This is a genomic window from Shewanella marina JCM 15074, assembly GCF_000614975.1.
Lineage (GTDB): Bacteria > Pseudomonadota > Gammaproteobacteria > Enterobacterales > Shewanellaceae > Shewanella > Shewanella marina.
Genome location: NZ_BALM01000007.1, coordinates 131,982 through 153,448 on the forward strand (window position 1 = coordinate 131,982; position 21,467 = coordinate 153,448).

Genomic DNA, 21,467 nt, shown 5'->3' on the forward strand with positions numbered 1-21,467 from the left:
TGGTTAATTATTGGTTATATGCAATTAAATTCGTTAACAATGTGCAGTTTTCACTGCTCTAAATAGGGTGAATATACACGAATAAAATGTTAGCTTTCAATCAAAGTATTATTATATACATAGGATTTAAATGAACACTTGGAAGTTTACAATTAAGCCCGCTAGTGAAAAGGGTTTTAATGCTTTTAAATTTTGTAAAGAAAATTCATATATAGGTTTAGGCTGGTCAAGAGCTTACGCAGAAGAAAAACCTGCTAATTATGATAGTGTAAGAGCTCTTCTTGTGAAAAAATATAAGAAAGTTCCTTACCAAGTTATACATTTTATTGATTCAGTCAAAGAAAATGATCATTTATGGATACATAAAAATGGAAAGTACTATTTGTGTATTGCAGGCAAGGATGTTCTGTATGGCGAAGATATATCGTGTGATTTTTTAAAATATGACTTAGGACACATAAGAAAAGTTACTTGGTTAGAAGTGCCTGAAATATTTGTATCAGGAGCAATTCAAAGAGGTGTAATTGCTCAAAGAATGATCCAAAAAATTAAAATATCGGCGATAGAACAAGAATATTCTAGTTTACTCGTAAAAGAGTTATCTAAGGATATAGAATGGAAACCTGTAATCGATGATGAAAAACTAAAGGAAAATTTAAAGTTAATCGATATTCATCAATTATTCTCTATGATGTCTCCTGATGATTTAGAGGATATTGTCTCCTTTTATCTACAATCAAAAGGTTGGCGGTTAACTAAATCAACATGCTTTCGGAGCAAGCCTTTCTTTGAATTTTCAATGCTGAATATCAAAAATGAAACTTGTTATGTTCAAGTGAAATCAGGGAATAATCCTAATAAATTGCCTCCTTTAGATTATAAAAAACACGTAACTGATGATTCTTTTATATATCTATTCTCAACTAACAGAGATGCTTACTGTGGGGAAACTGTTGAAAGAGTAATTCCAATTTATCATGAACAGTTAGTTCAGTGGCTATTAAATAATATTTGGGCACTTACTTTACCATTAAAAACTCGATTATGGTTGTTAACAAATGAAACCTAATAATAAACAAGGAAAATCACGGCTGATTTTCACTCATTTGTTGCTTAACGAATGGCTAGATTAACTATGCTATTTCATTAACGAGGCGTAGTAGTTCATTCCTGAACTACTACGATAGCTCCAATACTCCATCCTCCCATATCATGCAACTTGTTGCTTCCTATCCATATACGCAATAACGTCAGAATGGCGGTATTGTTTAAGCGTGTTGTGGCCTAACGTTAGCGGTTTAACGATTTCCTGAAAGTCAGGATCTCGAACTATCTTGGTGTAAAACTTAGCACGACTCACTGCGAGTAACTTCATTGTTTCAGTTGCCGTGATGAGTTGTTTGCTTAGTGGTAATTCAGTATAAGTTGTCATAATTCATTCCTTAAGCCTGAGCTCGACTAGCTTGTTGTAGGGTTTTAATATCAAGGTTGAGATACAGCTGCAGGGCATGGCTTGCACTATCTCGTTCGAGTTTGGTTTCAGCTAAATAAATGCGCCTAATACTGCTCACCACATCTTCACTGGGCTGCGTGATGACTTGGTCTAATTTAGCTGAGAAGGGCTGAGTAATTGTTTTCATCATCACTTCCTTATTCGTCCAAAACGGCTTCTAAATCAGCCAGCTTATTTTTATAAGCCTTACGTGCTTTGGCTTGGTCTGCTTTAGGTAATTCGGTCGCTAGAATGACAACCTTTTTGAGTTGTTCTTCATTTTCAGCCCAATTGATTTGGTCGAGTGGTGCAAGCCTGAAATGGGCCTGTTTGGCTTACCTGACGAGCGTGTTGCTTACCTCGAAGCCTGCACTCACGGCCGATTTGCCTCAGAGCATGATTGGTCCCATGAGGCGGTTTACGCTGCAGGACAAGCCACTGGATTTTTTGAGTTATCCAATCGCCCCGAAACTGAGACATATCCGCTGTTCAAGCGAAATTACGACATCGTTTGCCGCCGTGTGATGAACGGCGAAACTCTGGATGTCACCATCCCCAAAGCCTTGCCGACAAGCGCCACCACCCAACCCACAAGCTGCGAGTCAGCCAAGTCAAAAATTGCCGACATACGTGCCAAGTTTGGTTTGAAAAAGAGGTCATGATATGGGCTATCCAGCGTACCACTACGAGAACATCCGCGATAATCGAGTCAGTGACCTAGAAGCCTTGTTCACGCAGCAGCTGAAGGCATTGAAGTTACCAGTTGCAGAGCGTGAATTTCGGTTTCATCCAAGACGCAGATGGCGGTTTGATTTTGCGTGGCCTGAGCTCAAGTTAGCCGTGGAGGTGGAGGGCGGTATCGAGTCTCATGGCAAGCCGAGAACCATCAACGGCAAGCAAGTTCAGCTCAAGAGCCGTCACCTGACCGCCAAAGGGTTTCAGGAGGATTGCGTGAAGTACAACGCTGCTGCCGTGATGGGCTGGAAGGTACTGCGGTTTTCAGGAGCGATGGTTCGTCGTGGCGAGGCCATTGAGCAAATCGAGTCTGCATTGCGAGCGTTGGGGTGAACGATGAAAAGTACCATGCAAAAACTGTCACCGACAGGGGAGTTACTGGTCAACGGCATTGCGATTCATGCTGAGCATATCGCCAAGCAAGATAACTTGAACGTGAACCAGGTACTCAATGAGCTGACCAAGGCGAGTGTGGTGATACTCGAAGGCGGGTGTGTCGATAACGCCGTGAGAGACTCCCTGCTGGCTGCTTGTGGTTATCTGAGGTCAAGAGTCATTCGAGATGAAAAAGTCTCTGAAAATACCGATTAGGAGGGTTTAAGCATGCATCCAATTAGACTGTTGGCTAAATTATCACCTAAAACCATTAATCTGAATGGCACAGGTCATTATCGCAGTGTCGATGCGCTCGATTGGCAAGATGCTGCGCATGCGCTGGTTGGATTGTCTCCTGAAGCTTCAGCGTGGGCATTTTACCGTTTTGCAGGCCAAGATGCGCAGCTGTGCGCAGTGAAAAATGCGCTAATGGCGTATGCGGTATTATTCGTGAAAGTGGGGCGATATCGAATGAAATATTCCACCATTGAGGGCTTAGTTAATGCTTCAATTATTGAGTTTACTCAGCCACTTTGTGGGGCATGTAAAGGGTCTGGTGTTAATGAGTTTAAATCGGTTGAATGTCCCGTGTGTCAAGGGCATGGGCGAATGTTAATGTCGCTCAGGAAGCGCTGCAAAATCATTGGTATTGACCATCGCAGTTTTAGTGCAAGGCATGATGCTGTGTGCAAGGAATTGCTCAGATTAATCGCACAGTGGGAAGCTGAAATTATGGCGAATGTTTATCAGAAAATGGATTGTGCGCAGGAAAACTGCGCATGATGTTGGTTTTGGGCTGCGCATGAGCAGAATATTAAAATTAGACGTTACTAATAAGATATTTCTGAAGATGCTGTAAGAGATGGATTACATATTTCGTGGCAGCCCTTTATTATCGTTGAAATAATAATCTAATTATATTTCAGTTATATTTTATTGGTTTTTTAGATGCCGCATAGATTTATTTATTGATAGGTTTTTATATTCATAAAAATAATAAGGATGAATATGAAAATACCTATTTTATTCTTCTGTGGATTAATACCAATCTTGGCTTTTTATGCTGGTGCAGAAGACATATATGAATCACGACCATCTAAACCGCCATCTTTTAAAGAAGGTGAGTCTTGGCAATATATAAAGCGAAATGGAGCAGCAGGTTATACTGAGACTTTAAACGAATGTATAGAGACTGGATTTTTAATTAGCGAGGAGTTCTGGTTAAAACTTGGAGGGTTTACTATTTCAAATAACTGTAATATTCGTTCTGATTTTCATGAATATTTTCGTCAATGTGATATCCTTAGAAGTGATGGTTCAGTTCGTTACAGAATGGAGATTATCGTTAGCTGTGTAAGGATTCCCTATCCAGCTCCTCTTGTTGCCTATTGTCCTCCCGAAGAATATCCCTTCTATACCGTTCCTCACGATGAAAATAACGACGGCAAAATTGATGCTTGCTACCTTCCTTTTGTTGAAGACCCTATCTGTGATGATTTAGGCGATAGCCTAACTGAAATGGACTCTCAAACCAGAGCTAAACTTGCTAACTTACTTAATGATGTGAGAAATGAAGTCTCTAGTCATAGTGTTGCTTTAAATGGTGGTGGCAATAAGTGTGGTCTTAAAAGCTTAAGAAAGCGACTCGGTTTTAAGTCGATTAAGAATAAGAATTTTAAGAAATTTGTGTCTCAATTGAAGAATAAAGTGAATACGATAGAAGGTAAGTTAAGCGGAAACATTGATGATTTCTCTGGTGCAGAAATTGGTGTACCAAGGATTTTGGCTGCAGACTTATCGAGAAAGGGCGTTGAGGGGAGGCTTTGTACCATTACAGGTGAGAATGCGCCATTTAGCCGTGAAGATTTGGTTTTAGACAAAAATCAAATAAACAAGTATGGTGATTATTTCGTCTCTGATAAAGAGTTAAGGGATACAGCATTGCATGAGTATGGACATTCTGCAGGCGGGGTGCATATCAAGGGAGAAGGTGAAAATATAATGGAAGGTGAAATTTCATCATTCAATGACAAAATGAGAAATTTTAGTAAACTGCCTAATTTTGAAAAAATAGATATTATTGAAACATCTGTTAATAACCCTTATGTTTTTAATTCACTGATTGGAGATTTAGGATGCGATTAATTATTAGGCTATTGATATCAATTGCTCTCATTTCACTATTTAGCTGTCGAGTATCAACCGCTGCCGAAAGTGAGTTAATTATTGACTATAATGAAAAATATCTATCGCTTGATTTGAAGTGGGTTTGTACTAAGCAGGGACAAGTTAAATTTACCTTAACTAATGTTTCTGGTGAAACTTTAACGATCAGTAATAATTATTTAAACGATGATGGATTTGATACAACAGATACTAGTATTAAACTTTATGATCTAAAAACAGGGAAGAGACCTTCATTTATTAAGATGCACGGAAACTCTCATTATAATAGAGATGGACACTTCACTGTGATGCCTGATGAGGTTATTGAGTATTTACCTATAGATTTTAGAAAGATTACTAGAAACTTAGATGTAAAGCGTAAATACCGAATGGGAGTTTCATTTCTTATTCCTGTAATTACCTCTAGTGGAGTTGAAATGCTTGTTAATATAGATTCAATAATTATGGATAGAAAAGGTAGATATATTAAATTTGGCCCTAAATGTTTCAAGTAACATGAGGCTTTGGCCCAGTAGGGACTGCTGGGTCGTTTAGGCTTGCTATTTTACGAAGACGTCATTACGTCAATATTTCACTAAATATGTAAGGGTGTCGAATGAGTATTAAAAGATTTTTTCATTTTATTATTAAGCCTCTTGAATATCATTGTTATTTTTTGGCTGTCGCTATGATTGCTTTGCTTTATCTGCAAATTGTTATCTCTCCTGCTGGAATTTTGTCATTGATAGCCGCTTCTAGTTTTTTCTTTCTTTCATTTGAGATTGCTCGTTATGTTGTTGGACTAGCGTGCCTTGTTGGTTTGATTATTGGTGTTATATGGGCAGAAAAGATACGTAAAACAATAGGCGTGTTGACGTTTCATGCTTATTTGCTTTCCACTCCAGAAATTGATGGTTGGAGGGAGCATGGAGTTCGAGTGGTAAAACGATAATAGGCTGGATATTCCTATTATCAATTAAGGCTCCTTTTGGAGTTGTAACCCTCCCATAAAATCAGAATTTATTGAATAGAGTTTTCCATTTACACTGAAACAAATGGAGAATCACAATGAAAAATACACGTTTTACTGAAAGCCAAATCATCAATATCCTCAAAGAAGGCGAGTCTGCCGTATATACAGTCCCTGAGCTATGTCGTAAACATAATGTCGGTCAAAGTACTTATTACAAATGGAAGTCAAAGTATGGTGGGATGCAAGCCTCTGATTTAATTCGTATGCGTGAATTAGAAGCTGAAAACGCCAAACTGAAAAAGATGTTTGCTGATGTGAGTTTGCAAAACATGGCACTAAAGGACATTGTTGAAAAAAAGATATAAAGCCAGCAGAGCGAAATAAATTAGCGCACTATGCCATTAGTGAATTTGGTTTAGGCGTTGTGTTGGCTTGCCATGCACTAAACATCAGTCGCTGCACTTTCTATTATCAACAAGCGTGCTGATGATAATGTGCTCATTGATGCTGTCTCAGCGATTGCCCAGAAACGCAGAGCTTATGGCTTTAGGAAAATATTCAAACGATTACGCCTTTTAGGCCATAAGTGGAATCATAAGCGAGTTTATCGTATTTATTGTGGCTTGAAGCTTAATTTACGATGTAAAAGGAAAAAACGTTTACCCTCTCGAGAACCCGAGCCGCTATCCGTTCCCGCAACAGTGAACGAATGTTGGTCAATGGATTTTATGAGCGATAATTTATTCTGTGGTAAGTCATTTAGAACATTTAATGTCATTGATGACTATCACCGTGAAGCATTAGCCATCGAAGTTGACTCAAGTTTACCAACTCAGCGAGTGATACGTGTACTTGATAGGATAGCTGCTTATCGCGGTTACCCAAAACGTTTAAGGCAAGATAATGGGCCTGAATTTATTTCACATGCACTTGAAATATGGGCTGAACAACACGGCATCAAATTGGACTTTATTAAGCCTGGTAAACCGACCCAAAATGCTTTTATTGAGCGGTTTAATCGAACTTACCGAAATGAAATCTTAGATAGTTATTTATTCAATAGCTTGACTGAAGTGAGAGAAATCACTGATAGTTGGATTGAAGAATATAATTATGATCGGCCACATGAATCACTGAATGATTTACCGCCTAAATTGTATGAACGATTAAATAGGGAAAACTCTCTTAATAAATGATCGATATAGGGGATGGTTACAGAGTCTTAATTGATCAGGTATGTGGATAGTAGGATGATAGTTTAGATGTTGTTTTCAAGCAATTAGAGTTTTTTGTGGGAATTATTTTATGTAGAACCAAGAAACGACTACAATGCCGATTAAAGTTAACTGCTTGAACTCTCGAAATATCCCACCATTTACATATATATGAGCTTTACGTTTAGAATCGATTTGACTTAATATTTTTAGTTTTTCAGGGGAGATAATTATTTTATATCTTGAATAATATTCATCTATAGCAATTAAAGTTAAACAAAGAAAAATAAGCAGTGAAAACGTTAGGCTTTGGATGACAACGAAATAACTGAAACAGGCCCCCAAAATTGCACCTAATAAAGCAAATTTTTTTATGCGGTTCATCGACGGTTTCAGCTTTTTAACTAATATAGCTCCTTCAGTCATATCTACTCCTCTAGTAGTCTATTAGCGGGAAAGCTTCAATCCAAATAGGCTTAAATAACGCTACATGCTTTTGTAACAACCTAGCAACAACTGAGCTGTGTGGCAAGACCAATAACCAGCTTAACCATAGAATCAGATTAAGCTGGATTGGTGGACAATGTTAAAGATGGCTGGCGAGGTAGGTGAGGCCTCTTGGGGTGACTCTAACTGGATTAGGCCACAGCAGCGTGTGGTCTATTCTTATTCGTTAGGTATACTTTTATACCGAACTTAATTTACTTTTTAACATTTTACCTTTTTTGATAGCTGCTTTAGATAATAAGAAAAGTAAAATTATCATGAAAATACGGCCAATAATAAAGCCCCAACTATAAGCACCTGATGAATTTAGTTCGATAAACTGAGGGATTGAGGTTAATAAACTTAATAGTGAAATAGCACCTAGAATGATACCGATGACAATTAACGTATACCCACCAATTTTTGAAGTTTTCAAATTTACCTCCGTGTATACCCAACAGTATATTAGGCTGAATTCAGAGTAAGAACATTCAGCTTGTTCTTTAGTTATTAACTATAAACTACTTTATTACCAAGTTTAGTGCAAAGTACCGCACGTTCAGACTAGTACAGTCAAGGAAAAAACGAGACTCACAGATTTAGGGGGGGGGAGGTTGGATTGTCTGATTGAAGGCTCCGAGGAGCCTTTTGGACTGGAGGCTCGGCGCCTATGGTTATCTGTATTAGCCCTTACTAGGTGTTAGCCTCCCATGATAGTTTGCATAACAGTATTTAAATCTATTGAACCGACACCTCCAATAATACCACCAAGCCAAGATCCTACCGTTGCGACATTTGCCACCGTAGATAGCTTTTGACCTAAGTTAGATTTTTTAATTAGTTCCTGTCGTTTTTTGGTATCAGGCTCATCAACAATATTTGATAACTCATTAGCATAATTGAAGCGTTCTGTTGTGGTTGCAGTTTTTAACATTTGTAAAAGCTGCTCATCTAAACTGCCTGCAATAATCCCTGTACCATTGTTTACAAATCGTGTGTTATCCATATTAACTTCGACGCCATCTCCAAGTAACATTCCGATCCCATTTCCTTCTAAATGACAATTTGTCATCTTGATTGACGAACCCATCGAAAAATTTTTTTCAGGTTTTGTATCTACAACTTTTTTTCTACGGAATTGAATAACATTTGTCATATATTACTCCTTTTGTAATGGACAAATATTTTGATAATTACATATTTATATTTCAATGGGATAGCTAAAACCTTATAGCACCTATCGCCAGGCTAATGTGCTAAAAATAGAAGGCTAAAATTAGCGAGGAACAAGCAAAAGCCTGCTGTTTTTTGTCCGTTTGAGCAACTTGTTAACTGCCAATTACTCTTCTGTTTGAATATTACTATAAAACTTTGGGTATTTTTTATAGTCAAAATCATCACCTAACAGCTTATCAAATCTATCTTTTAATTTAGGATGATCTGCAACAGCACGGCTTCGATCCCAAACTTGCCTATTCGTTTCTATTTTTTCAAGCATAAAGACTGCTGAGTCTTTTGTGAAATACTTCAAATAAGGCAAGACGATTTGTACAAAAACACGATCTGCGCTATCGAAGTTTCGGCATGTACAATAATAAACAGTAATTAACTTAGAGAAACGTTCCTCCCATTCATCAGAATCAGAAAGCGTTAATAAGTGTTCCCATTGTTGATCAGAGATTGTTGGGTATTCGTCACTAGCAAACCATGTACAGAGAAAGTCAAAATGTTTGTTTAAATCTCCATCTATAAACCAGCCATACAACTTACCCAACACAGTTGATTCTTTTGCATGTTTTATTTTTAACTTTGCATCTTCACTTAAACAAGAATAAACCTCTGGGTTATAAGCCAGATAAAACATCAAGAAGCCCATTGGTTCACCACTAGCAGCAATATTACTATATGCTTCAACGTTTCCTTTTATTTCCTCAATAATTCGTGTGGAATGCCTTTCAGTAATTGCACGAATTACCCAAAGGTTAACTTGCCTATTTTCTTTGCACTTATCGTCCATTAGCTTGAATGCTAATTTCCAAACAGTTTTAAAAATAACTAATTCAACGTCTTGGGATAAACGATCTAAATATCGGCTAGAAATGTATCTTTTTAACTTAGAAAAAGAGTTGGTAGCTATTTTAGCCTCGTCAAGATCTTCAAGAAACTCTGCTATCACTTTTTGTGTATAAAATGGTGGTTTTATTAAAACGCCTTCCAAAGCATTTCGGATAAGTGATCGAACTGTCTCTTTGTTCGGTTTATAAAGCTCTAAATTTTGTCTTAGAACAGGGTGAGCCGATAGGTGTCTTTGTTTTTGAAGATATCTTAAGTTTTCATATTCCGAACTATCAATAAAATCTGTTTCATTGTAAACGTCATCGAGAAGCTTTAGCTCCCAATTAGGAGATTTAGGGTCATTATCTTGAGCTTTTTTAATGTCTGCTAAAATTCGAGACGCTGTAGTGTCACCATATTGATCAACTAAGTTTTGCAGTTTATAGACGAGATCAGAAATGATTACTGACCATAGCATTACAACTGAAGAGCGGTAACATTGGTTTTGATATGAAGTAATTACTTCACCGAAATACTCTTTTGTTTTTCCGAAATGGATTTTTTCTGACAGCGATTCTAGCTCAAAATTTTTCACGATGCTTCCTTACTTCGGTGGCAGTTAAACAGTATATTCGGCTTAATTCCGACCAAGAGTGGCCTAAATAAGAACTGGTTTACTGTCCTTTAATCATTAACTACAAACAACCAAGCACTATCTTCCTAACTTCTAATGATTAAAAAATGTTCAATAGTGGTGGCTCTAAGTCATTGGCCTCATTATATTTTATAGGTATCAAATAGGGCGTTAGTCAAACTATAAAAAAAATATTGATTCAGAAACTAGTGGTTGAGTTACGGTGTGTTAGGGCACAGGTTTAGGTGTTGGGGGTAGAGGGGAGTTGGCTGGAGGCTAGACACCTCCGGCTACCCGATTAGGCGCGAATTGTATTTTGATTTTTGCTCCTTGCTATTTATTAAATATTTTCAATATCAATATCATCAATATTATTAATGGTGATTTTGAATACTCCTTCTCCATTTCCATCATTAATGATGGTGATTACTTTACCTCCACCATGACTGAATTCTTTATATTGGAGTTCAACTTCACGATAGAGCTTAACATTTTTTATTTTATCTCCTAAAAATGTTGTCAAAGACTTTTCAAAACCTTCTTGAAAATCGCCTTCGTTTTTCAATAAGTATTCAGAACTGAATCTTGTGTTTAAAATGTTAGTGATAGTGGAATCTTCTAAAGAGGAAGACATTCCTATGCGTTGATAGGTTTCAACGAATTGTGATGCAAGCTGTTGTGATCTTTTTTCATCGTCTTCACTTACATACCATGAGTTAATGAAGCTGATGCTTATTAAAAAGATTCCTAATACAGATGTGATTACTTTTCCCTTCTGTTCCTTAATGCCAATTGCTGCAAAGATTAGTATTAAGGCTAATAAAATCAGCCAATAATCTTGGATGAAGTAAGCAAAAGAATATCCAAGGTAAACAATGAAGTTTAAGACAAATGAAATTATGGAAATTACTACAATAATTCCTATAAGTAATGGTAATGGTAATGGCATTTAAATACTTCCAGATATGATTAATAATGGTCGATTATTTCTTGTCGAAAAGAACAAGAAGTATTATTAATATCAACCAACTAATTAGATTTTTAGATAGATAAAAGAATTATTATTTACATAACTAGTTGCTCCTTGCTTTTAACACCTAATAGCACTTTAGGCTGAACTCTAAATAAGACCTGTCTTAATAAGAACAGGAGGCATGTCCTTTCAACATTAATAACCAGCACACTACCACCAAGCATTACCTAAAAATAAAGCCATTCTCACAGATTTAACATTTGAAACATGTTCATTTATTTTTAGCAAAACCTTAATAAATAAATCCTCAAAAAATTCATTTTCCTAACTTGCTCACTTTCAAGCACTTTATTGTTCAATCAGTGATGAACATCATCATATTTGATGTTAACTAATTGCTGAAAGTTTGACATAATTTTAACTGCTGTCTATGTTTTAGGTACTAGAAACACAAAGCGGTTACCCGCACCCGAAAGCCTTGCGGTTTTTTTGTGCCTGTAACATAGGCTCCACCGCGCCATTTTTGTGGCCGGGTTGAGAGGCGTTAATACAATACCCGCAAGGGGAATATGCCCGGAGCGTCTTTGTGTGCTCTAGTTGAAACCCGGCCAACCAGCTACTAACTGGTGAGTCGTCGACTACTTAAAACACAAAGGACTCTGTCATGACTAATGATCTCATCACTATTCATAGTCGTACTCTATACGGCACTCAAGCTGAATGCGTTAAAGCTCGCGATCTTCATCGCTTCCTTAAAATTGGACGAGACTTTTCAACTTGGATTAAAGCCCGTATTGATCAATATGGATTTGAATACAATACAGACTACGTTGCAGTAGAGAATTTGAGCTCCCCAAAACGGGGGAGCACAAAATCACGCACTCAAACTAGGACTGAGTATTATATCAGCCTCGACATGGCGAAAGAGCTGGCAATGGTGGAACGTAACGAGAAAGGGCGTGAAGCTCGTCGCTACTTCATCGATTGTGAAAAGCAGCTTAGAGAACAGCAGTCGTTAACCGCTAACACCAATTCACTTACGCAGTTTTTCGACTTTGCTAAAATTGTGCTCACTATTGAGAATGGTCAAGTGACCCATTGTCATCATCTGCCTAATAACGCATTTATGACGACCCGTGAAAACTTGGTCAGGTATATCAACGAGCCCGCTTTTTTGAGTTTGGAGCAGGTGGCTGAGATTGCTGCCCAAGCGAATGATAAGTTAGCCCGATATGCCAAGCGGGTTCAGCAACAGCGGTAGTAGGGGCGGGGATGGAAAGGCTCCGAGGAGCCTTTTTTTGGTTACGCTTAAGTAAAATTGTATTAGTTATATTCAGCTTCTAGATTTAAATATCGTGAAAATAAACGTTGATTCGGCACTGATTAACTTTTAAAAAGATATTGAATCTTGAGGTTAGAATATGTTTAAAAATAAACCTGTAATAATAAGTATTTGTATAACTACTATTTTAGGTCTTTTATCACTCTATTATTATGAGAGATATTACTATTCGACTAAAGAAGAGTGCATACTAAAAATGGTCAGCAGGCATGGTATTAACAATGCGTATGCGTATAGATTGGCAAGTAAATATTGTACTAATGCACTTTTTATAGACCCTTTTACTGAAAGATAAACATCGAACCATCTACTGCCAAGCTCGAATCACTTGGCAGTAGATGGTTCGATGATGGTGGTCTGTGGATCTTCTTTGAGTCGTGGGGAAGGCTCCGGGCTTGTGCAACACTAGGAGATAGGCCACAGCTGCGCGCGGCCTATCCTTATTTGTTATGTTAATTTGTTCCACACACTTCAATTATCTCGTCAATGATAGTCACAAGATCATCACATATTTCATTCGAGTTTATAGAGTTAATGTACTCTTCTCTATTGAACTTAACTCTGAAATAGGAATTTATTCCCGTAAGCACTGGTTTTACATCTTTGACAAATAGACCTTCTGTATTGCTTGCTCTATCTGAAAGCTTAAACGTTTCTGGTATCACTAATCCGTGTTCACCTATTAGATAATCTTTCACTGAATTAACATCTTTAGGAATTTCAGGATTTCTACAATTACTGACTATATACCGACTTATAGCTTCAGGAATTATTAAATAGTTTTCAATCTCTCTGCGCCTTAAGGTTCGATACTTCATAATTACATGTTCGCCAGAATCATCTCTTTGTTCATTTTGACCATTGTCAAATAAATGAATATTAGTAGTACTATAATTATTGTCATCTAAGTCCCTTAGACTATAGGCTATTATAGGGCTACCCGTTTCTTGGAGTATCTTTTGATTGAGTTCAATGATTAGAGTTTTTCGCTCTTTATGTTTTTTATTTGTGACCCACTCAACAAGATTTTCAGGCCAGACTTTTCCTGATTTTTCACATAAACACTTGAGAGTACGCGTGTCACTTGCATTCTCTACCAGTAGAACTTTCTTGTGCTCAACTATTGAATCTAAAAGAGGAAAGTATTTGCTACCAAGTCCCTCCAAAACAAGTACTTTCTCTTCTTTATTTTTTAGATATTCTGCTTTTGAATTCTCAACATGTAAGACCTTTTGGTAATCAATAAGTTTTATTAGATCAGAGCTATGGCTAACCATAAGAACTTGTTTATTATTTTCTTCGCATATCTTTTCCAGCTTTTCTAAAAGCAATGATTGCAATGAAGAATGTAAGTGAGCGTCAGGCTCATCTAAAAGGAGAATGTTATTGTTTTTATCTAGAGCTAGAGCAAAGACACTTAGCCATTGAAGAAAACCGCTACCTTCAACCATAAGATCTCGTTTACTCGAAATATTTCTTTCTTTTTCTTGGGTTACGGGATTTTTAAACAGGTCTAAAACATCAACACTTATGAAGTTATGAAACTGACTATCGAAATCATGGACATATAAATTCACGTGAAATACATCAGATAGTATTTTTTTTAATTGTCGCCATTCTGTATCGATTACTTTGAGTCTATTTTGGTCAGCCTGTGTTAACCGCTGCTTGCCTGGAAAAAGCTCGTTTTTGCGATTTTCAATTTCGTTTTCATGTGCTTTATGTAAATCTAACAATAAGTTTCGAATAACAGAGCCAGCTTGACCTTTTCCAATAAGCTTTCTTCTGTCTGCAATTGAAAGCCAGCTTTCATTTTCATTCATCCACCGAAAGGGGGAAGGTATGCTATCGTTGGAATTACATCTAATTCAGTAAGGTTAGAATCTGATTTCTTGATAGCAAAATTATTTCCGTTAAGTGTATAAGCTATTTCTAAATAAAGATTTCTGTTTTCTGAGCCTTTCCAACCTACTTTTATCTTAAGCTGATATGACCCGTTCGTCTTCTGGTCTTTCCATAAGTATTTCAATGAAGGAATGCTAATTGGAGAAAAAGATTCCGAGGGAATACCTAATCCTTTCTTTTCGACATTATACTCTTCAAAAAGTGATTCTTTACCACGATAATTTACCAGTAGAATCTTAGCATATTCCCACACTGCCAAAGCATGCAGAAGGCTAGTTTTACCAGAGTTGTTAACTCCAGATACTAGAGTTAACCCCTTTTCATTGAGATCAACATTTATATTTTCGAATTTTTTAAAATTCTTTAATTCTATCAGGTTCACGCTGTACTACCTTGTATGAATATATTGGTTAGCCCTAGCTATCTAGACACGTTCTAGTTTCTCAAAATACTGCTTTTTGAACTTCATTGGAGACAGTCCGTTATTACTACCATAACGCTCTGTTAAGAGGCTAAATATAGTTGGCTAAAATGTTGGGGAAGAAAAAGATAGCAGTGTTTTATCCTTGTTAAACAGCTTTTTATGTACAATTAGGCTTCTTGTGTTTCATTTTCAAGGATAGTATTTTCTTTTATTCCAGCATCCTCAACAATCTTTTCAATTACAGGGGGAGATATGAGCTCGGGAAACAATTTAGCCGTAGAGTCTGCAATTTGAAGAGCACCTGCAAAGGTAGATACGACAAGTGCGGTGTGAGTCATAAATTTCCAAAATTTACTCATACTCTCGCAGTTATCTTTTCCTTTTACATATTCATTCGAAAGTACAGCTTTTCCAAATGTAGCTTGAACAATATCAATGACTTCAGCTGATCCTGTTATTTTATATTCCTCAATAGCAATACAAATTTTACGCAATTGTTCCACGAAATATTGTTTTAAGAATTCAGGTGTATCAGTTTTGATAATGTCTGAAATCAATTTAGTCGCATCTGCATGAATTCTTTCTAATTCAGGATATGGCAATATTGGTTGAGGACGATTACTTGACAACATGCCCGAGGTCATGTGCAAATAATCAAGAGTTGTTTCATTAATGTGTGCTATAAAGTTATGCCATGTAGAGTCTAAATTGCAATTAGAAAAGCCGACTTCTAAATTTTTAGTCCAAGACATGTAACGAGTTACATCAACATTATCTATTTTTTTTAATTCAGTAGATATATCATCTACTAAAGAAAATACCTTTCCAATACGACCAATGAGTACGAAAGTATTGTCCTCATTAACATTAAGAATATTTGACCAAATATCCTTACATTTGGCATGATGATTTGCATTTTTTCCTTCAGAGAGAATATTAAGTAATCTCCCTGCCGCATTATTTACATTCATAATTTACCTTTTTTCAAAATTCTCAGTCAAACACATGCTGAAACAATACACTGCCACATAACAGTATGTTAAGCTTAATTCTGAATAATAACATATAGTTAAGTCACAAAATGGCAACGGGTGAACACGTAACCGTCACAATTTAAATACCTTATTGGTGGTTTTACCTCTACAATTTGCAAACCTGCCGCATTTAACCTAGTATTTGCCTTAGTGATAAGAGCCGCTGACGATACCGTTGGCGGTTTTTTTATACCTGTTATTTGCAAAGCCCGATGCTTATTTGAGTGTCGGGTTTTGCTTTTTTAGGGCTAAGCGAGGTGGTGATGTATCGACTAGGACAACGTTCACGGCAGCGATTATCAGGAGTGCATCCAGATTTAGTGCGTGTGGTGGAACGAGCGATTGCGATTACTCAGGTTGATTTTACTGTGCTTGAAGGTGTGCGCAGCGTTAAACGCCAATCAGCCTTATTAACACAAGGGGCAACGACAACAATGAGAAGTCGCCACTTAACCGGTCATGCCGTGGACTTAGGGGCATGGATAGAGGGCGAATTGCGTTGGGACTGGCCGCTTTACTACAAAATTGCCAAAGCGATGAAACAAGCCGCTAATGAATTAAGCATTCCGATGACTTGGGGCGGTGACTGGAAGAAGTTTAAAGATGGCCCTCATTTTCAATTAGCGTGGGGAAGATACCCCGCGAAGCAAGAGGAGGCTGTCTAATGTCTGTTTGGAATTTCTTAACCGGTTTAGTGAAGCCTGTGACTGATTTAGTGGATGAACTGCATACCAGTGATGAAGAACGGTTAACCATTAAAGCCAAGCTGTTTGAAATGCAAAGCCAGTTGTCATTGAAAATTATGGAGTATGAAGCTCGATTGCTGGAAGCCAAAACGAAAGTGATTACTGCTGAAGCGCAAGGGCAAAGCTGGCTTCAGCGTACTTGGCGACCTATCACCATGCTCACGTTTCTTGGGTTAGTGGTGGCCGATACCTTTGGTTTGACTGAATTTAGATTAGCTGAAGAAGCGTGGACCTTACTGCAAATTGGCCTAGGGGGTTATGTGGTAGGACGCAGCGCAGAGAAGATTATCCCGAAAGTCACTGAAGTGATGAGTAAGGATTAATGGAGCGGTTATATGGATAAATCTGTTGTCACCACCAATTACATTGCCTCATTGATGACAATGCTTGCGGGCTTATCCATTCATGAATTTGTGGCGTTGGGTGGCTTTTTAATTGGTCTAGCGACCTTTGGCGTTAATCTCTGGTACAAGCGTGAGATGGTAAAAATCCAGCGTAAGCGGAGTGATGATGAGTAGTGTATGTCTAAACAATGGGACACATTACAAACACAATTTCTTATTGAGCATAAAAAGACCGGTATTTCTGCGAAAGCGTGGTGTCTGGCACAAGGACTAAATTACGTCACTGCGCGGCGCTATATCAAAGTCAATCGGGCGGCTAATCCGTTAAAGCGAAAAGCCTGTTCTACGCCTGATGTGAAGAAAATCCTTGAGGTCAATAAACGCAAAAGTGCTCAGATTGGTAATCAACATGGCATCGTACATGGCGGTTATTCTAAGTATTTTAAAGACCCCGAATTAGGGGGATGATTGAAGCCACCACACTTGAAGATGAGTTGATGCTGTGCCGCTCTCGTATTCATGTGGTGATTAAGGCGATTGAATCCATTCAAACTGAGCTGAATAAACAGCCGAGTGTTGAAGTGGCGGCCAGTTTATATGAGTCCTTATTCAAAGCGGATAAAGCATTAGATGCCAATATCGGCCGAGTTGAATCCATCACTAAAACCTTGTCGAGCATTCAAATCGATCAGGTTAACTACAATAAAATCCTTGCTGATACGGATAAATCAAAGGAGCAAGCACAGCTATATAACTTGAAAGTTGCCGAAATCCGCCAAGCACAAGGCAGTGGTAGCAAGTTAGACAGTTACATTGATGAGCTAACGAATAACCAAGATAAAGTGGTTAAGTGATGAAGCCAGCAACGGCGCTTTACGATACCTCGACGTGGTTAACGCCTGATGAACGGATGGCGCTGAGGGATGATGAAGCAGAGTTATTAAAGCGTTGTGCGCCTTATCTTGATTGTTGGTGGTGGCGGTTAAATAATCTTTACATCATTGCCGATGAATACGGCCAAGAGGTGATGTTTCGCTGTCGTCCTGCACAGGTGATGCTGTTTTGCATGCTGTGGTTTCTCAATATCATTTTGAAAGCAAGGCAGCTAGGCTTCAGTACCGCGATTCAAATCTTCATCTTAGACCACGCGATTTTTAACGATAACCGTAAGTGCGGCGTGATTGCACAAGCGTTTATGGCTTCCTATAATGGACACATTCCATTGGATATACGGATAGCGGCAACGCAAGAGGAATTATATGGACCCGAAAACACCGCCGAGCGCATCGGACGCATCAAAGGTGCATATCACCCCGAAAGAGGATTATTTACCCTTGCCGCCAGTCATCTGTCAGGTCGGGCTGACGCGAGAGAAACCTTACGGCATGAAATACTGGGCACTATGGCTTGGCAACGTTTACAGCAAAAGATAAACAAGCGCTCTTAGATAAAATCATTCACGCTAAAGATGATCCGAAACTCAAACATGAGTGGGATAAGATTACGCATGATAGTCACTATCGAACCCTCTCCCCAAATGAGCAAGCAGAAGAAGTGTTTGCTCATGTCATCGAGCAACATCGTCATGGTTTTCAGCGTTTATATGATGCCATTATTAGTTGGCTGAAACAGGCACTGCGTAAAATTGGATTAGTGAAACAGCCTATTTCTGTGAGTGAGCTGCATCGATTAGCTCAGACTATTGCAACACAAATCAGAAATGGTCAACGTACTCGAGCAAAAAGTCATGATGATCAACAGACCAAATTTAGACGCAGTGATTTAACACGTATTCAGCTCGATGACGAAACCAAGCAAGAAAAGGCAATTAGGAAGATCCAAGATAAATTTACGCGCCTAAAACTACTGCAACGCCAATTACATATCACTGACGATAATAATGCTTATCTTGCAGAGGAAGCCTTTCACGGTAAGGTGGGTGAGGCAATGCATCAACTTGAGATTAAACATATTGATCCCATTACCGAGTTGATGGCTAAACATTCACTGACTCAAAATGAAGTGGACTTATACCTTATCGCTAAACATGCCAAAGAGCGTAATGCTTATATCGATACCATTAATCCTGAACTGAAAGGCAAGGGCTCGGGCATGAGTGATGATGCTGCCCAAGCGATTTTAGATAAAGCCGTGTATGAAAATAAGCGCATAGGCTTAGAAGCGGTGGCTAACCAAACGTATGCCATGCTCAAACAAAGCCGAGACATGATGGTTAAGTATGGCTTAACTCCTCAAGATGCGATTGATACATGGCAGTCACAGTATCAATTTTATGTGCCTTTAAAAGGGTATGCGGCTCAAGATGGCCGTCATAATGAGGATGGTAAAAAGTTTGGTACCGGCAAAGGATTTAATATCAAAGGCCGAGAAACCCTTAAAGCGATGGGAAGACGTTCTTTAGCTGAATCACCACTGCTGCATAGTATTGCTGATACTACTCAAGCGATTATTCGTGCCTATAAGAATCAAGTGGGTAATACCTTCTTGCAAATGGTGAAGGACAATCCAGATCCACAATTTTGGCAAATTTTTACTGCAGATAACCCAGACTATCGCCGTGGTGAAGTGAAAAAGGAAGATAAGACGGTCATTGATAAGGTAAAAATGACGGGTTATGAAATGGCTAGGGACAGTCAGACCTATTTCACGACTAAGGTTGATGGTGTTGAGCATTACATTAAAGTACATGATCCATTGTTACTTAAAGCACTGGGGAATTTAGGTGTTGAGCAGTCCAATATACTCACAAGAACACTGGGACGTATTACACGGACCTTATCGGCGTTAGTGACGACGTGGAGTCCACCGTTTATGGTGACCAACTTTACCCGAGATATTCAGACGGCCATTTATAACATATTGGCTGAAACTGAGGTGTTAGACGGCAAAGCGAGAGGTACCAATAAACTGGCAAGTAAGATGGTGAAATCGATACCCTCTGCCATGAAAGCATTAAAGAAAGGTATTCGCAGTGATAAATATGAAGGGGAATGGGGCAGTTATTTACAAGAGTTTTTAGCATCTGGCGCTAAAACGGGTTGGGTTCATCAAAAAGACATCGATATGCTCGCTAAGGATTTGAAATCATCGTTAGCTCGAGCTGGTGACTCAACACTGGGTACTGCCCGAAAACGTTTTAAACAGATAGCTGACTTTGTGCGTGACTATAATGATGTGGTCGAAAATGCGGCTAGATTTAGCGTGTATTATCATGCAAGAAAGCAGGGCGTCAGTGTTAAACGTGCGAGCAGTCTAGCGAAGAATCTGACGATTAACTTTAATCGTAAAGGAGAGTTGGGCAATAACCTCAATGCGATTTATATGTTCGCTAATGCCAGTATTCAGGGCAATGCCAATATGCTCAGAGCCATTGCTACGCCTAAAGATAGAACCAAATCGATGTGGAACCCACAGTTTTATAATCTGGCACAAAAGCTCGCATTAGGCACGATAGCTTCAACTGTGTTGGCTGCTCATTTAATGCGGCAGATTGGTGGCGACGATGATGACGGTCAGCCCTTTTATGACAAAATCCCTGATTTTATTAAAGCCAATAACTTTGTGATAATGACGGGAGGCCGTGACTACATTACGATCCCAATGCCTTACGGTTATAACTTGTTTGCCAACATCGGCCATGCCATTGATGGTGCCATACAAGGGAAATCTCTGGGGGAATTAGCCAGTAACTTAACCCTAGCGATTGCCGGTACCTTTTCGCCATTGGGTATACAAGAAAGTGATGACGCCCTGAATGGCTTTATCAAAACCATTTCACCGACAGTCACTAAACCGCTAGTAGAATTGGCCTTTAATGAGAATTTTTATGGTGGTGATATTTATCCTGAACATCGAGGCTATGGCCCACAACAAGCTGATGCGCACTTAGGCACGACAAGGACGTGGGAATGGGCAAAGGATTTATCTATTTGGCTTAATGAGCAAACAGATGGGACTCGATTCCATTCTGGTGCCATCGATATTACGCCGCAAACCTTTGAACATACGTTGAAGTTTATGGGTGGTGGTTTACTGCAGTTCAGTTTACGTTGGCAAGATATTGCGTCTAAGACTCTCAATGAACAAGCAATCGATAAGCAAGATGTGCCGTTTGTACGGCGTTTTTACAAGCAGTTGAATCCTAGAGCTGCCATTGCTGAGTTCTACCAAGCGAAAGCCAAACTCGACAAATACAAAGCCGATTTAAAATGGTTAACCGGTAAAGAACGCCAAGCATATCTAAGTCAATACAAAGCGCAGTTATCTCTGCAGTCGTATGCCAACTCAATTGCTAAAAGGCTTAAAGCATTAAATGCGAAGAAGCGTAGAATAGAAGCAAGTAACCTCAGCCCTCAACAGAAGCAAAAGCAGCTTCAGCAAATTGAAGATGCCAAGGTCGAGTTGAGCTTGAGGTTTTCGAGAAAGCAAAATTCCCACCATAATACCCACCAATAGCCCCTATTTATGGGGTGATATTCTCAATCCTGCCAGTTATTTCCTACAAGAGTATTAGAGATTATCCGTGTTATCTAAATGTTAAAGTTAGTA

Annotated in this window: 26 protein-coding genes and 1 pseudogene; 17 read left to right on the top strand and 10 right to left on the bottom strand. The window is 38.6% G+C overall.

The window, feature by feature from the left end:
* Positions 1-130 precede the first annotated feature (130 nt).
* On the top strand, positions 131-1,069 hold the full coding sequence (locus tag JCM15074_RS07645; RefSeq protein ID WP_025820664.1) for a hypothetical protein: 939 nt from the start codon (positions 131-133) through the stop codon (positions 1,067-1,069).
* A 141-nt stretch (positions 1,070-1,210) separates the two neighbouring features.
* Here the strand turns inward: JCM15074_RS07645 and JCM15074_RS07650 are convergent, their stop codons facing one another.
* Both JCM15074_RS07650 and JCM15074_RS07655 read right to left on the bottom strand, forming a co-directional pair.
* Positions 1,211-1,432, bottom strand: coding sequence for a hypothetical protein (locus JCM15074_RS07650; protein ID WP_025820665.1), 222 nt, complete (start codon positions 1,430-1,432; stop codon positions 1,211-1,213).
* 10 nt (positions 1,433-1,442) lie between these two features.
* Positions 1,443-1,640 carry a hypothetical protein gene (locus tag JCM15074_RS07655; RefSeq protein ID WP_025820666.1) on the bottom strand — a complete coding sequence of 66 codons (198 nt, stop codon included), beginning with the start codon at positions 1,638-1,640 and terminating at the stop codon, positions 1,443-1,445.
* Positions 1,641-1,761: 121 nt separating this feature from the next.
* Between JCM15074_RS07655 and JCM15074_RS07660 the strand changes: the two genes are divergently transcribed.
* The 8 genes and pseudogenes from JCM15074_RS07660 (at position 1,762) to JCM15074_RS23975 (ending at position 6,937) form a co-directional block, all read left to right on the top strand.
* Positions 1,762-2,154: a replication protein P gene (locus JCM15074_RS07660; RefSeq protein WP_159105275.1), complete on the top strand. Its 393-nt coding sequence runs from the start codon at positions 1,762-1,764 to the stop codon at positions 2,152-2,154.
* Between the two features lies 1 nt (position 2,155).
* The gene (locus tag JCM15074_RS07665; protein ID WP_025820668.1) at positions 2,156-2,560 is read left to right on the top strand and encodes an endonuclease domain-containing protein; all 405 of its coding nucleotides are present in this window, start codon (positions 2,156-2,158) and stop codon (positions 2,558-2,560) included.
* A 3-nt stretch (positions 2,561-2,563) separates the two neighbouring features.
* Positions 2,564-2,818 carry a hypothetical protein gene (locus JCM15074_RS07670; protein WP_025820669.1) on the top strand — a complete coding sequence of 85 codons (255 nt, stop codon included), beginning with the start codon at positions 2,564-2,566 and terminating at the stop codon, positions 2,816-2,818.
* A gap of 12 nt (positions 2,819-2,830) precedes the next feature.
* Positions 2,831-3,385 carry a hypothetical protein gene (locus JCM15074_RS07675; protein WP_025820670.1) on the top strand — a complete coding sequence of 185 codons (555 nt, stop codon included), beginning with the start codon at positions 2,831-2,833 and terminating at the stop codon, positions 3,383-3,385.
* Positions 3,386-3,610: 225 nt separating this feature from the next.
* Complete coding sequence (locus tag JCM15074_RS07680) at positions 3,611-4,747, top strand: hypothetical protein (protein ID WP_025820671.1); 1,137 nt, start codon at positions 3,611-3,613, stop codon at positions 4,745-4,747.
* Positions 4,738-5,283: a hypothetical protein gene (locus JCM15074_RS07685; protein WP_025820672.1), complete on the top strand. Its 546-nt coding sequence runs from the start codon at positions 4,738-4,740 to the stop codon at positions 5,281-5,283. The genes JCM15074_RS07680 and JCM15074_RS07685 overlap by 10 nt, the downstream gene beginning before the upstream one ends.
* Positions 5,284-5,384: 101 nt before the next feature.
* Entirely contained in the window at positions 5,385-5,720 is a 336-nt protein-coding gene (locus JCM15074_RS07690; RefSeq protein WP_025820673.1) for a hypothetical protein, read from the top strand.
* A 116-nt stretch (positions 5,721-5,836) separates the two neighbouring features.
* Positions 5,837-6,937: pseudogene (locus JCM15074_RS23975) on the top strand (IS3 family transposase).
* Positions 6,938-7,039: 102 nt separating this feature from the next.
* On the opposite strand, the gene JCM15074_RS07705 reads toward JCM15074_RS23975, so the two are convergent.
* The 5 genes from JCM15074_RS07705 to JCM15074_RS07725 form a co-directional block, all read right to left on the bottom strand.
* The gene (locus JCM15074_RS07705; RefSeq protein ID WP_025820675.1) at positions 7,040-7,381 is read right to left on the bottom strand and encodes a hypothetical protein; all 342 of its coding nucleotides are present in this window, start codon (positions 7,379-7,381) and stop codon (positions 7,040-7,042) included.
* A 259-nt stretch (positions 7,382-7,640) separates the two neighbouring features.
* Positions 7,641-7,877: a hypothetical protein gene (locus JCM15074_RS07710; RefSeq protein WP_025820676.1), complete on the bottom strand. Its 237-nt coding sequence runs from the start codon at positions 7,875-7,877 to the stop codon at positions 7,641-7,643.
* 264 nt (positions 7,878-8,141) lie between these two features.
* Complete coding sequence (locus tag JCM15074_RS07715; protein WP_025820677.1) at positions 8,142-8,597, bottom strand: hypothetical protein; 456 nt, start codon at positions 8,595-8,597, stop codon at positions 8,142-8,144.
* A gap of 183 nt (positions 8,598-8,780) precedes the next feature.
* Positions 8,781-10,091 (bottom strand): hypothetical protein, encoded by a 1,311-nt coding sequence (locus JCM15074_RS07720; protein WP_025820678.1) that lies wholly within the window; start codon positions 10,089-10,091, stop codon positions 8,781-8,783.
* Positions 10,092-10,470: 379 nt separating this feature from the next.
* Positions 10,471-11,079, bottom strand: coding sequence for a hypothetical protein (locus JCM15074_RS07725; RefSeq protein ID WP_025820679.1), 609 nt, complete (start codon positions 11,077-11,079; stop codon positions 10,471-10,473).
* Positions 11,080-11,767: 688 nt separating this feature from the next.
* Between JCM15074_RS07725 and JCM15074_RS23540 the strand changes: the two genes are divergently transcribed.
* Positions 11,768-12,364, top strand: a complete 597-nt coding sequence (locus tag JCM15074_RS23540) for an antA/AntB antirepressor family protein (protein WP_025820680.1) — start codon at positions 11,768-11,770, stop codon at positions 12,362-12,364.
* Positions 12,365-12,897: 533 nt separating this feature from the next.
* Here JCM15074_RS23540 and JCM15074_RS07735 read toward each other — a convergent pair.
* The 3 genes from JCM15074_RS07735 to JCM15074_RS07745 all read right to left on the bottom strand — a co-directional run bounded on the left by JCM15074_RS07735 (position 12,898) and on the right by JCM15074_RS07745 (position 15,745).
* Positions 12,898-14,268: an AAA family ATPase gene (locus tag JCM15074_RS07735; RefSeq protein ID WP_025820681.1), complete on the bottom strand. Its 1,371-nt coding sequence runs from the start codon at positions 14,266-14,268 to the stop codon at positions 12,898-12,900.
* Complete coding sequence (locus JCM15074_RS07740; protein WP_025820682.1) at positions 14,265-14,732, bottom strand: AAA family ATPase; 468 nt, start codon at positions 14,730-14,732, stop codon at positions 14,265-14,267. Before JCM15074_RS07740 ends, JCM15074_RS07735 begins: the two co-directional genes overlap by 4 nt.
* A gap of 209 nt (positions 14,733-14,941) precedes the next feature.
* Positions 14,942-15,745 (bottom strand): hypothetical protein, encoded by an 804-nt coding sequence (locus JCM15074_RS07745; protein ID WP_025820683.1) that lies wholly within the window; start codon positions 15,743-15,745, stop codon positions 14,942-14,944.
* Between the two features lie 287 nt (positions 15,746-16,032).
* On the opposite strand from JCM15074_RS07745, the gene JCM15074_RS07750 reads away from it, so the two are divergent.
* The 7 genes from JCM15074_RS07750 to JCM15074_RS07780 are packed head-to-tail and all read left to right on the top strand — an operon-like array spanning position 16,033 to position 21,374.
* Positions 16,033-16,473: a M15 family metallopeptidase gene (locus tag JCM15074_RS07750; RefSeq protein WP_234400188.1), complete on the top strand. Its 441-nt coding sequence runs from the start codon at positions 16,033-16,035 to the stop codon at positions 16,471-16,473.
* Positions 16,473-16,877 (top strand): 3TM-type holin, encoded by a 405-nt coding sequence (locus JCM15074_RS07755; RefSeq protein WP_025820685.1) that lies wholly within the window; start codon positions 16,473-16,475, stop codon positions 16,875-16,877. Before JCM15074_RS07750 ends, JCM15074_RS07755 begins: the two co-directional genes overlap by 1 nt.
* 12 nt (positions 16,878-16,889) lie before the next feature.
* Positions 16,890-17,072 (top strand): phage holin, encoded by a 183-nt coding sequence (locus JCM15074_RS07760; protein ID WP_025820686.1) that lies wholly within the window; start codon positions 16,890-16,892, stop codon positions 17,070-17,072.
* Between the two features lie 3 nt (positions 17,073-17,075).
* Positions 17,076-17,366 carry a hypothetical protein gene (locus tag JCM15074_RS07765; protein ID WP_025820687.1) on the top strand — a complete coding sequence of 97 codons (291 nt, stop codon included), beginning with the start codon at positions 17,076-17,078 and terminating at the stop codon, positions 17,364-17,366.
* Positions 17,363-17,752: a hypothetical protein gene (locus JCM15074_RS07770; protein ID WP_025820688.1), complete on the top strand. Its 390-nt coding sequence runs from the start codon at positions 17,363-17,365 to the stop codon at positions 17,750-17,752. The genes JCM15074_RS07765 and JCM15074_RS07770 overlap by 4 nt, the downstream gene beginning before the upstream one ends.
* The gene (locus tag JCM15074_RS07775) at positions 17,752-18,345 is read left to right on the top strand and encodes a hypothetical protein (RefSeq protein WP_025820689.1); all 594 of its coding nucleotides are present in this window, start codon (positions 17,752-17,754) and stop codon (positions 18,343-18,345) included. Before JCM15074_RS07770 ends, JCM15074_RS07775 begins: the two co-directional genes overlap by 1 nt.
* On the top strand, positions 18,306-21,374 hold the full coding sequence (locus tag JCM15074_RS07780) for an LPD38 domain-containing protein (RefSeq protein WP_148300750.1): 3,069 nt from the start codon (positions 18,306-18,308) through the stop codon (positions 21,372-21,374). The genes JCM15074_RS07775 and JCM15074_RS07780 overlap by 40 nt, the downstream gene beginning before the upstream one ends.
* Positions 21,375-21,467 lie beyond the last annotated feature (93 nt).

Coding starts and splice junctions, on each gene's coding strand:
- JCM15074_RS07645 (WP_025820664.1), top strand. CDS start 131: ATGAACACTTGGAAGTTTACAATTAAGCCCGCTAGTGAAAAGGGTTTT.
- JCM15074_RS07650 (WP_025820665.1), bottom strand. CDS start 1,432: ATGACAACTTATACTGAATTACCACTAAGCAAACAACTCATCACGGCA.
- JCM15074_RS07655 (WP_025820666.1), bottom strand. CDS start 1,640: ATGAAAACAATTACTCAGCCCTTCTCAGCTAAATTAGACCAAGTCATC.
- JCM15074_RS07665 (WP_025820668.1), top strand. CDS start 2,156: ATGGGCTATCCAGCGTACCACTACGAGAACATCCGCGATAATCGAGTC.
- JCM15074_RS07670 (WP_025820669.1), top strand. CDS start 2,564: ATGAAAAGTACCATGCAAAAACTGTCACCGACAGGGGAGTTACTGGTC.
- JCM15074_RS07675 (WP_025820670.1), top strand. CDS start 2,831: ATGCATCCAATTAGACTGTTGGCTAAATTATCACCTAAAACCATTAAT.
- JCM15074_RS07680 (WP_025820671.1), top strand. CDS start 3,611: ATGAAAATACCTATTTTATTCTTCTGTGGATTAATACCAATCTTGGCT.
- JCM15074_RS07685 (WP_025820672.1), top strand. CDS start 4,738: ATGCGATTAATTATTAGGCTATTGATATCAATTGCTCTCATTTCACTA.
- JCM15074_RS07690 (WP_025820673.1), top strand. CDS start 5,385: ATGAGTATTAAAAGATTTTTTCATTTTATTATTAAGCCTCTTGAATAT.
- JCM15074_RS07705 (WP_025820675.1), bottom strand. CDS start 7,381: ATGACTGAAGGAGCTATATTAGTTAAAAAGCTGAAACCGTCGATGAAC.
- JCM15074_RS07715 (WP_025820677.1), bottom strand. CDS start 8,597: ATGACAAATGTTATTCAATTCCGTAGAAAAAAAGTTGTAGATACAAAA.
- JCM15074_RS07725 (WP_025820679.1), bottom strand. CDS start 11,079: ATGCCATTACCATTACCATTACTTATAGGAATTATTGTAGTAATTTCC.
- JCM15074_RS23540 (WP_025820680.1), top strand. CDS start 11,768: ATGACTAATGATCTCATCACTATTCATAGTCGTACTCTATACGGCACT.
- JCM15074_RS07735 (WP_025820681.1), bottom strand. CDS start 14,268: ATGAATGAAAATGAAAGCTGGCTTTCAATTGCAGACAGAAGAAAGCTT.
- JCM15074_RS07745 (WP_025820683.1), bottom strand. CDS start 15,745: ATGAATGTAAATAATGCGGCAGGGAGATTACTTAATATTCTCTCTGAA.
- JCM15074_RS07755 (WP_025820685.1), top strand. CDS start 16,473: ATGTCTGTTTGGAATTTCTTAACCGGTTTAGTGAAGCCTGTGACTGAT.
- JCM15074_RS07760 (WP_025820686.1), top strand. CDS start 16,890: ATGGATAAATCTGTTGTCACCACCAATTACATTGCCTCATTGATGACA.
- JCM15074_RS07765 (WP_025820687.1), top strand. CDS start 17,076: ATGTCTAAACAATGGGACACATTACAAACACAATTTCTTATTGAGCAT.
- JCM15074_RS07770 (WP_025820688.1), top strand. CDS start 17,363: ATGATTGAAGCCACCACACTTGAAGATGAGTTGATGCTGTGCCGCTCT.
- JCM15074_RS07775 (WP_025820689.1), top strand. CDS start 17,752: ATGAAGCCAGCAACGGCGCTTTACGATACCTCGACGTGGTTAACGCCT.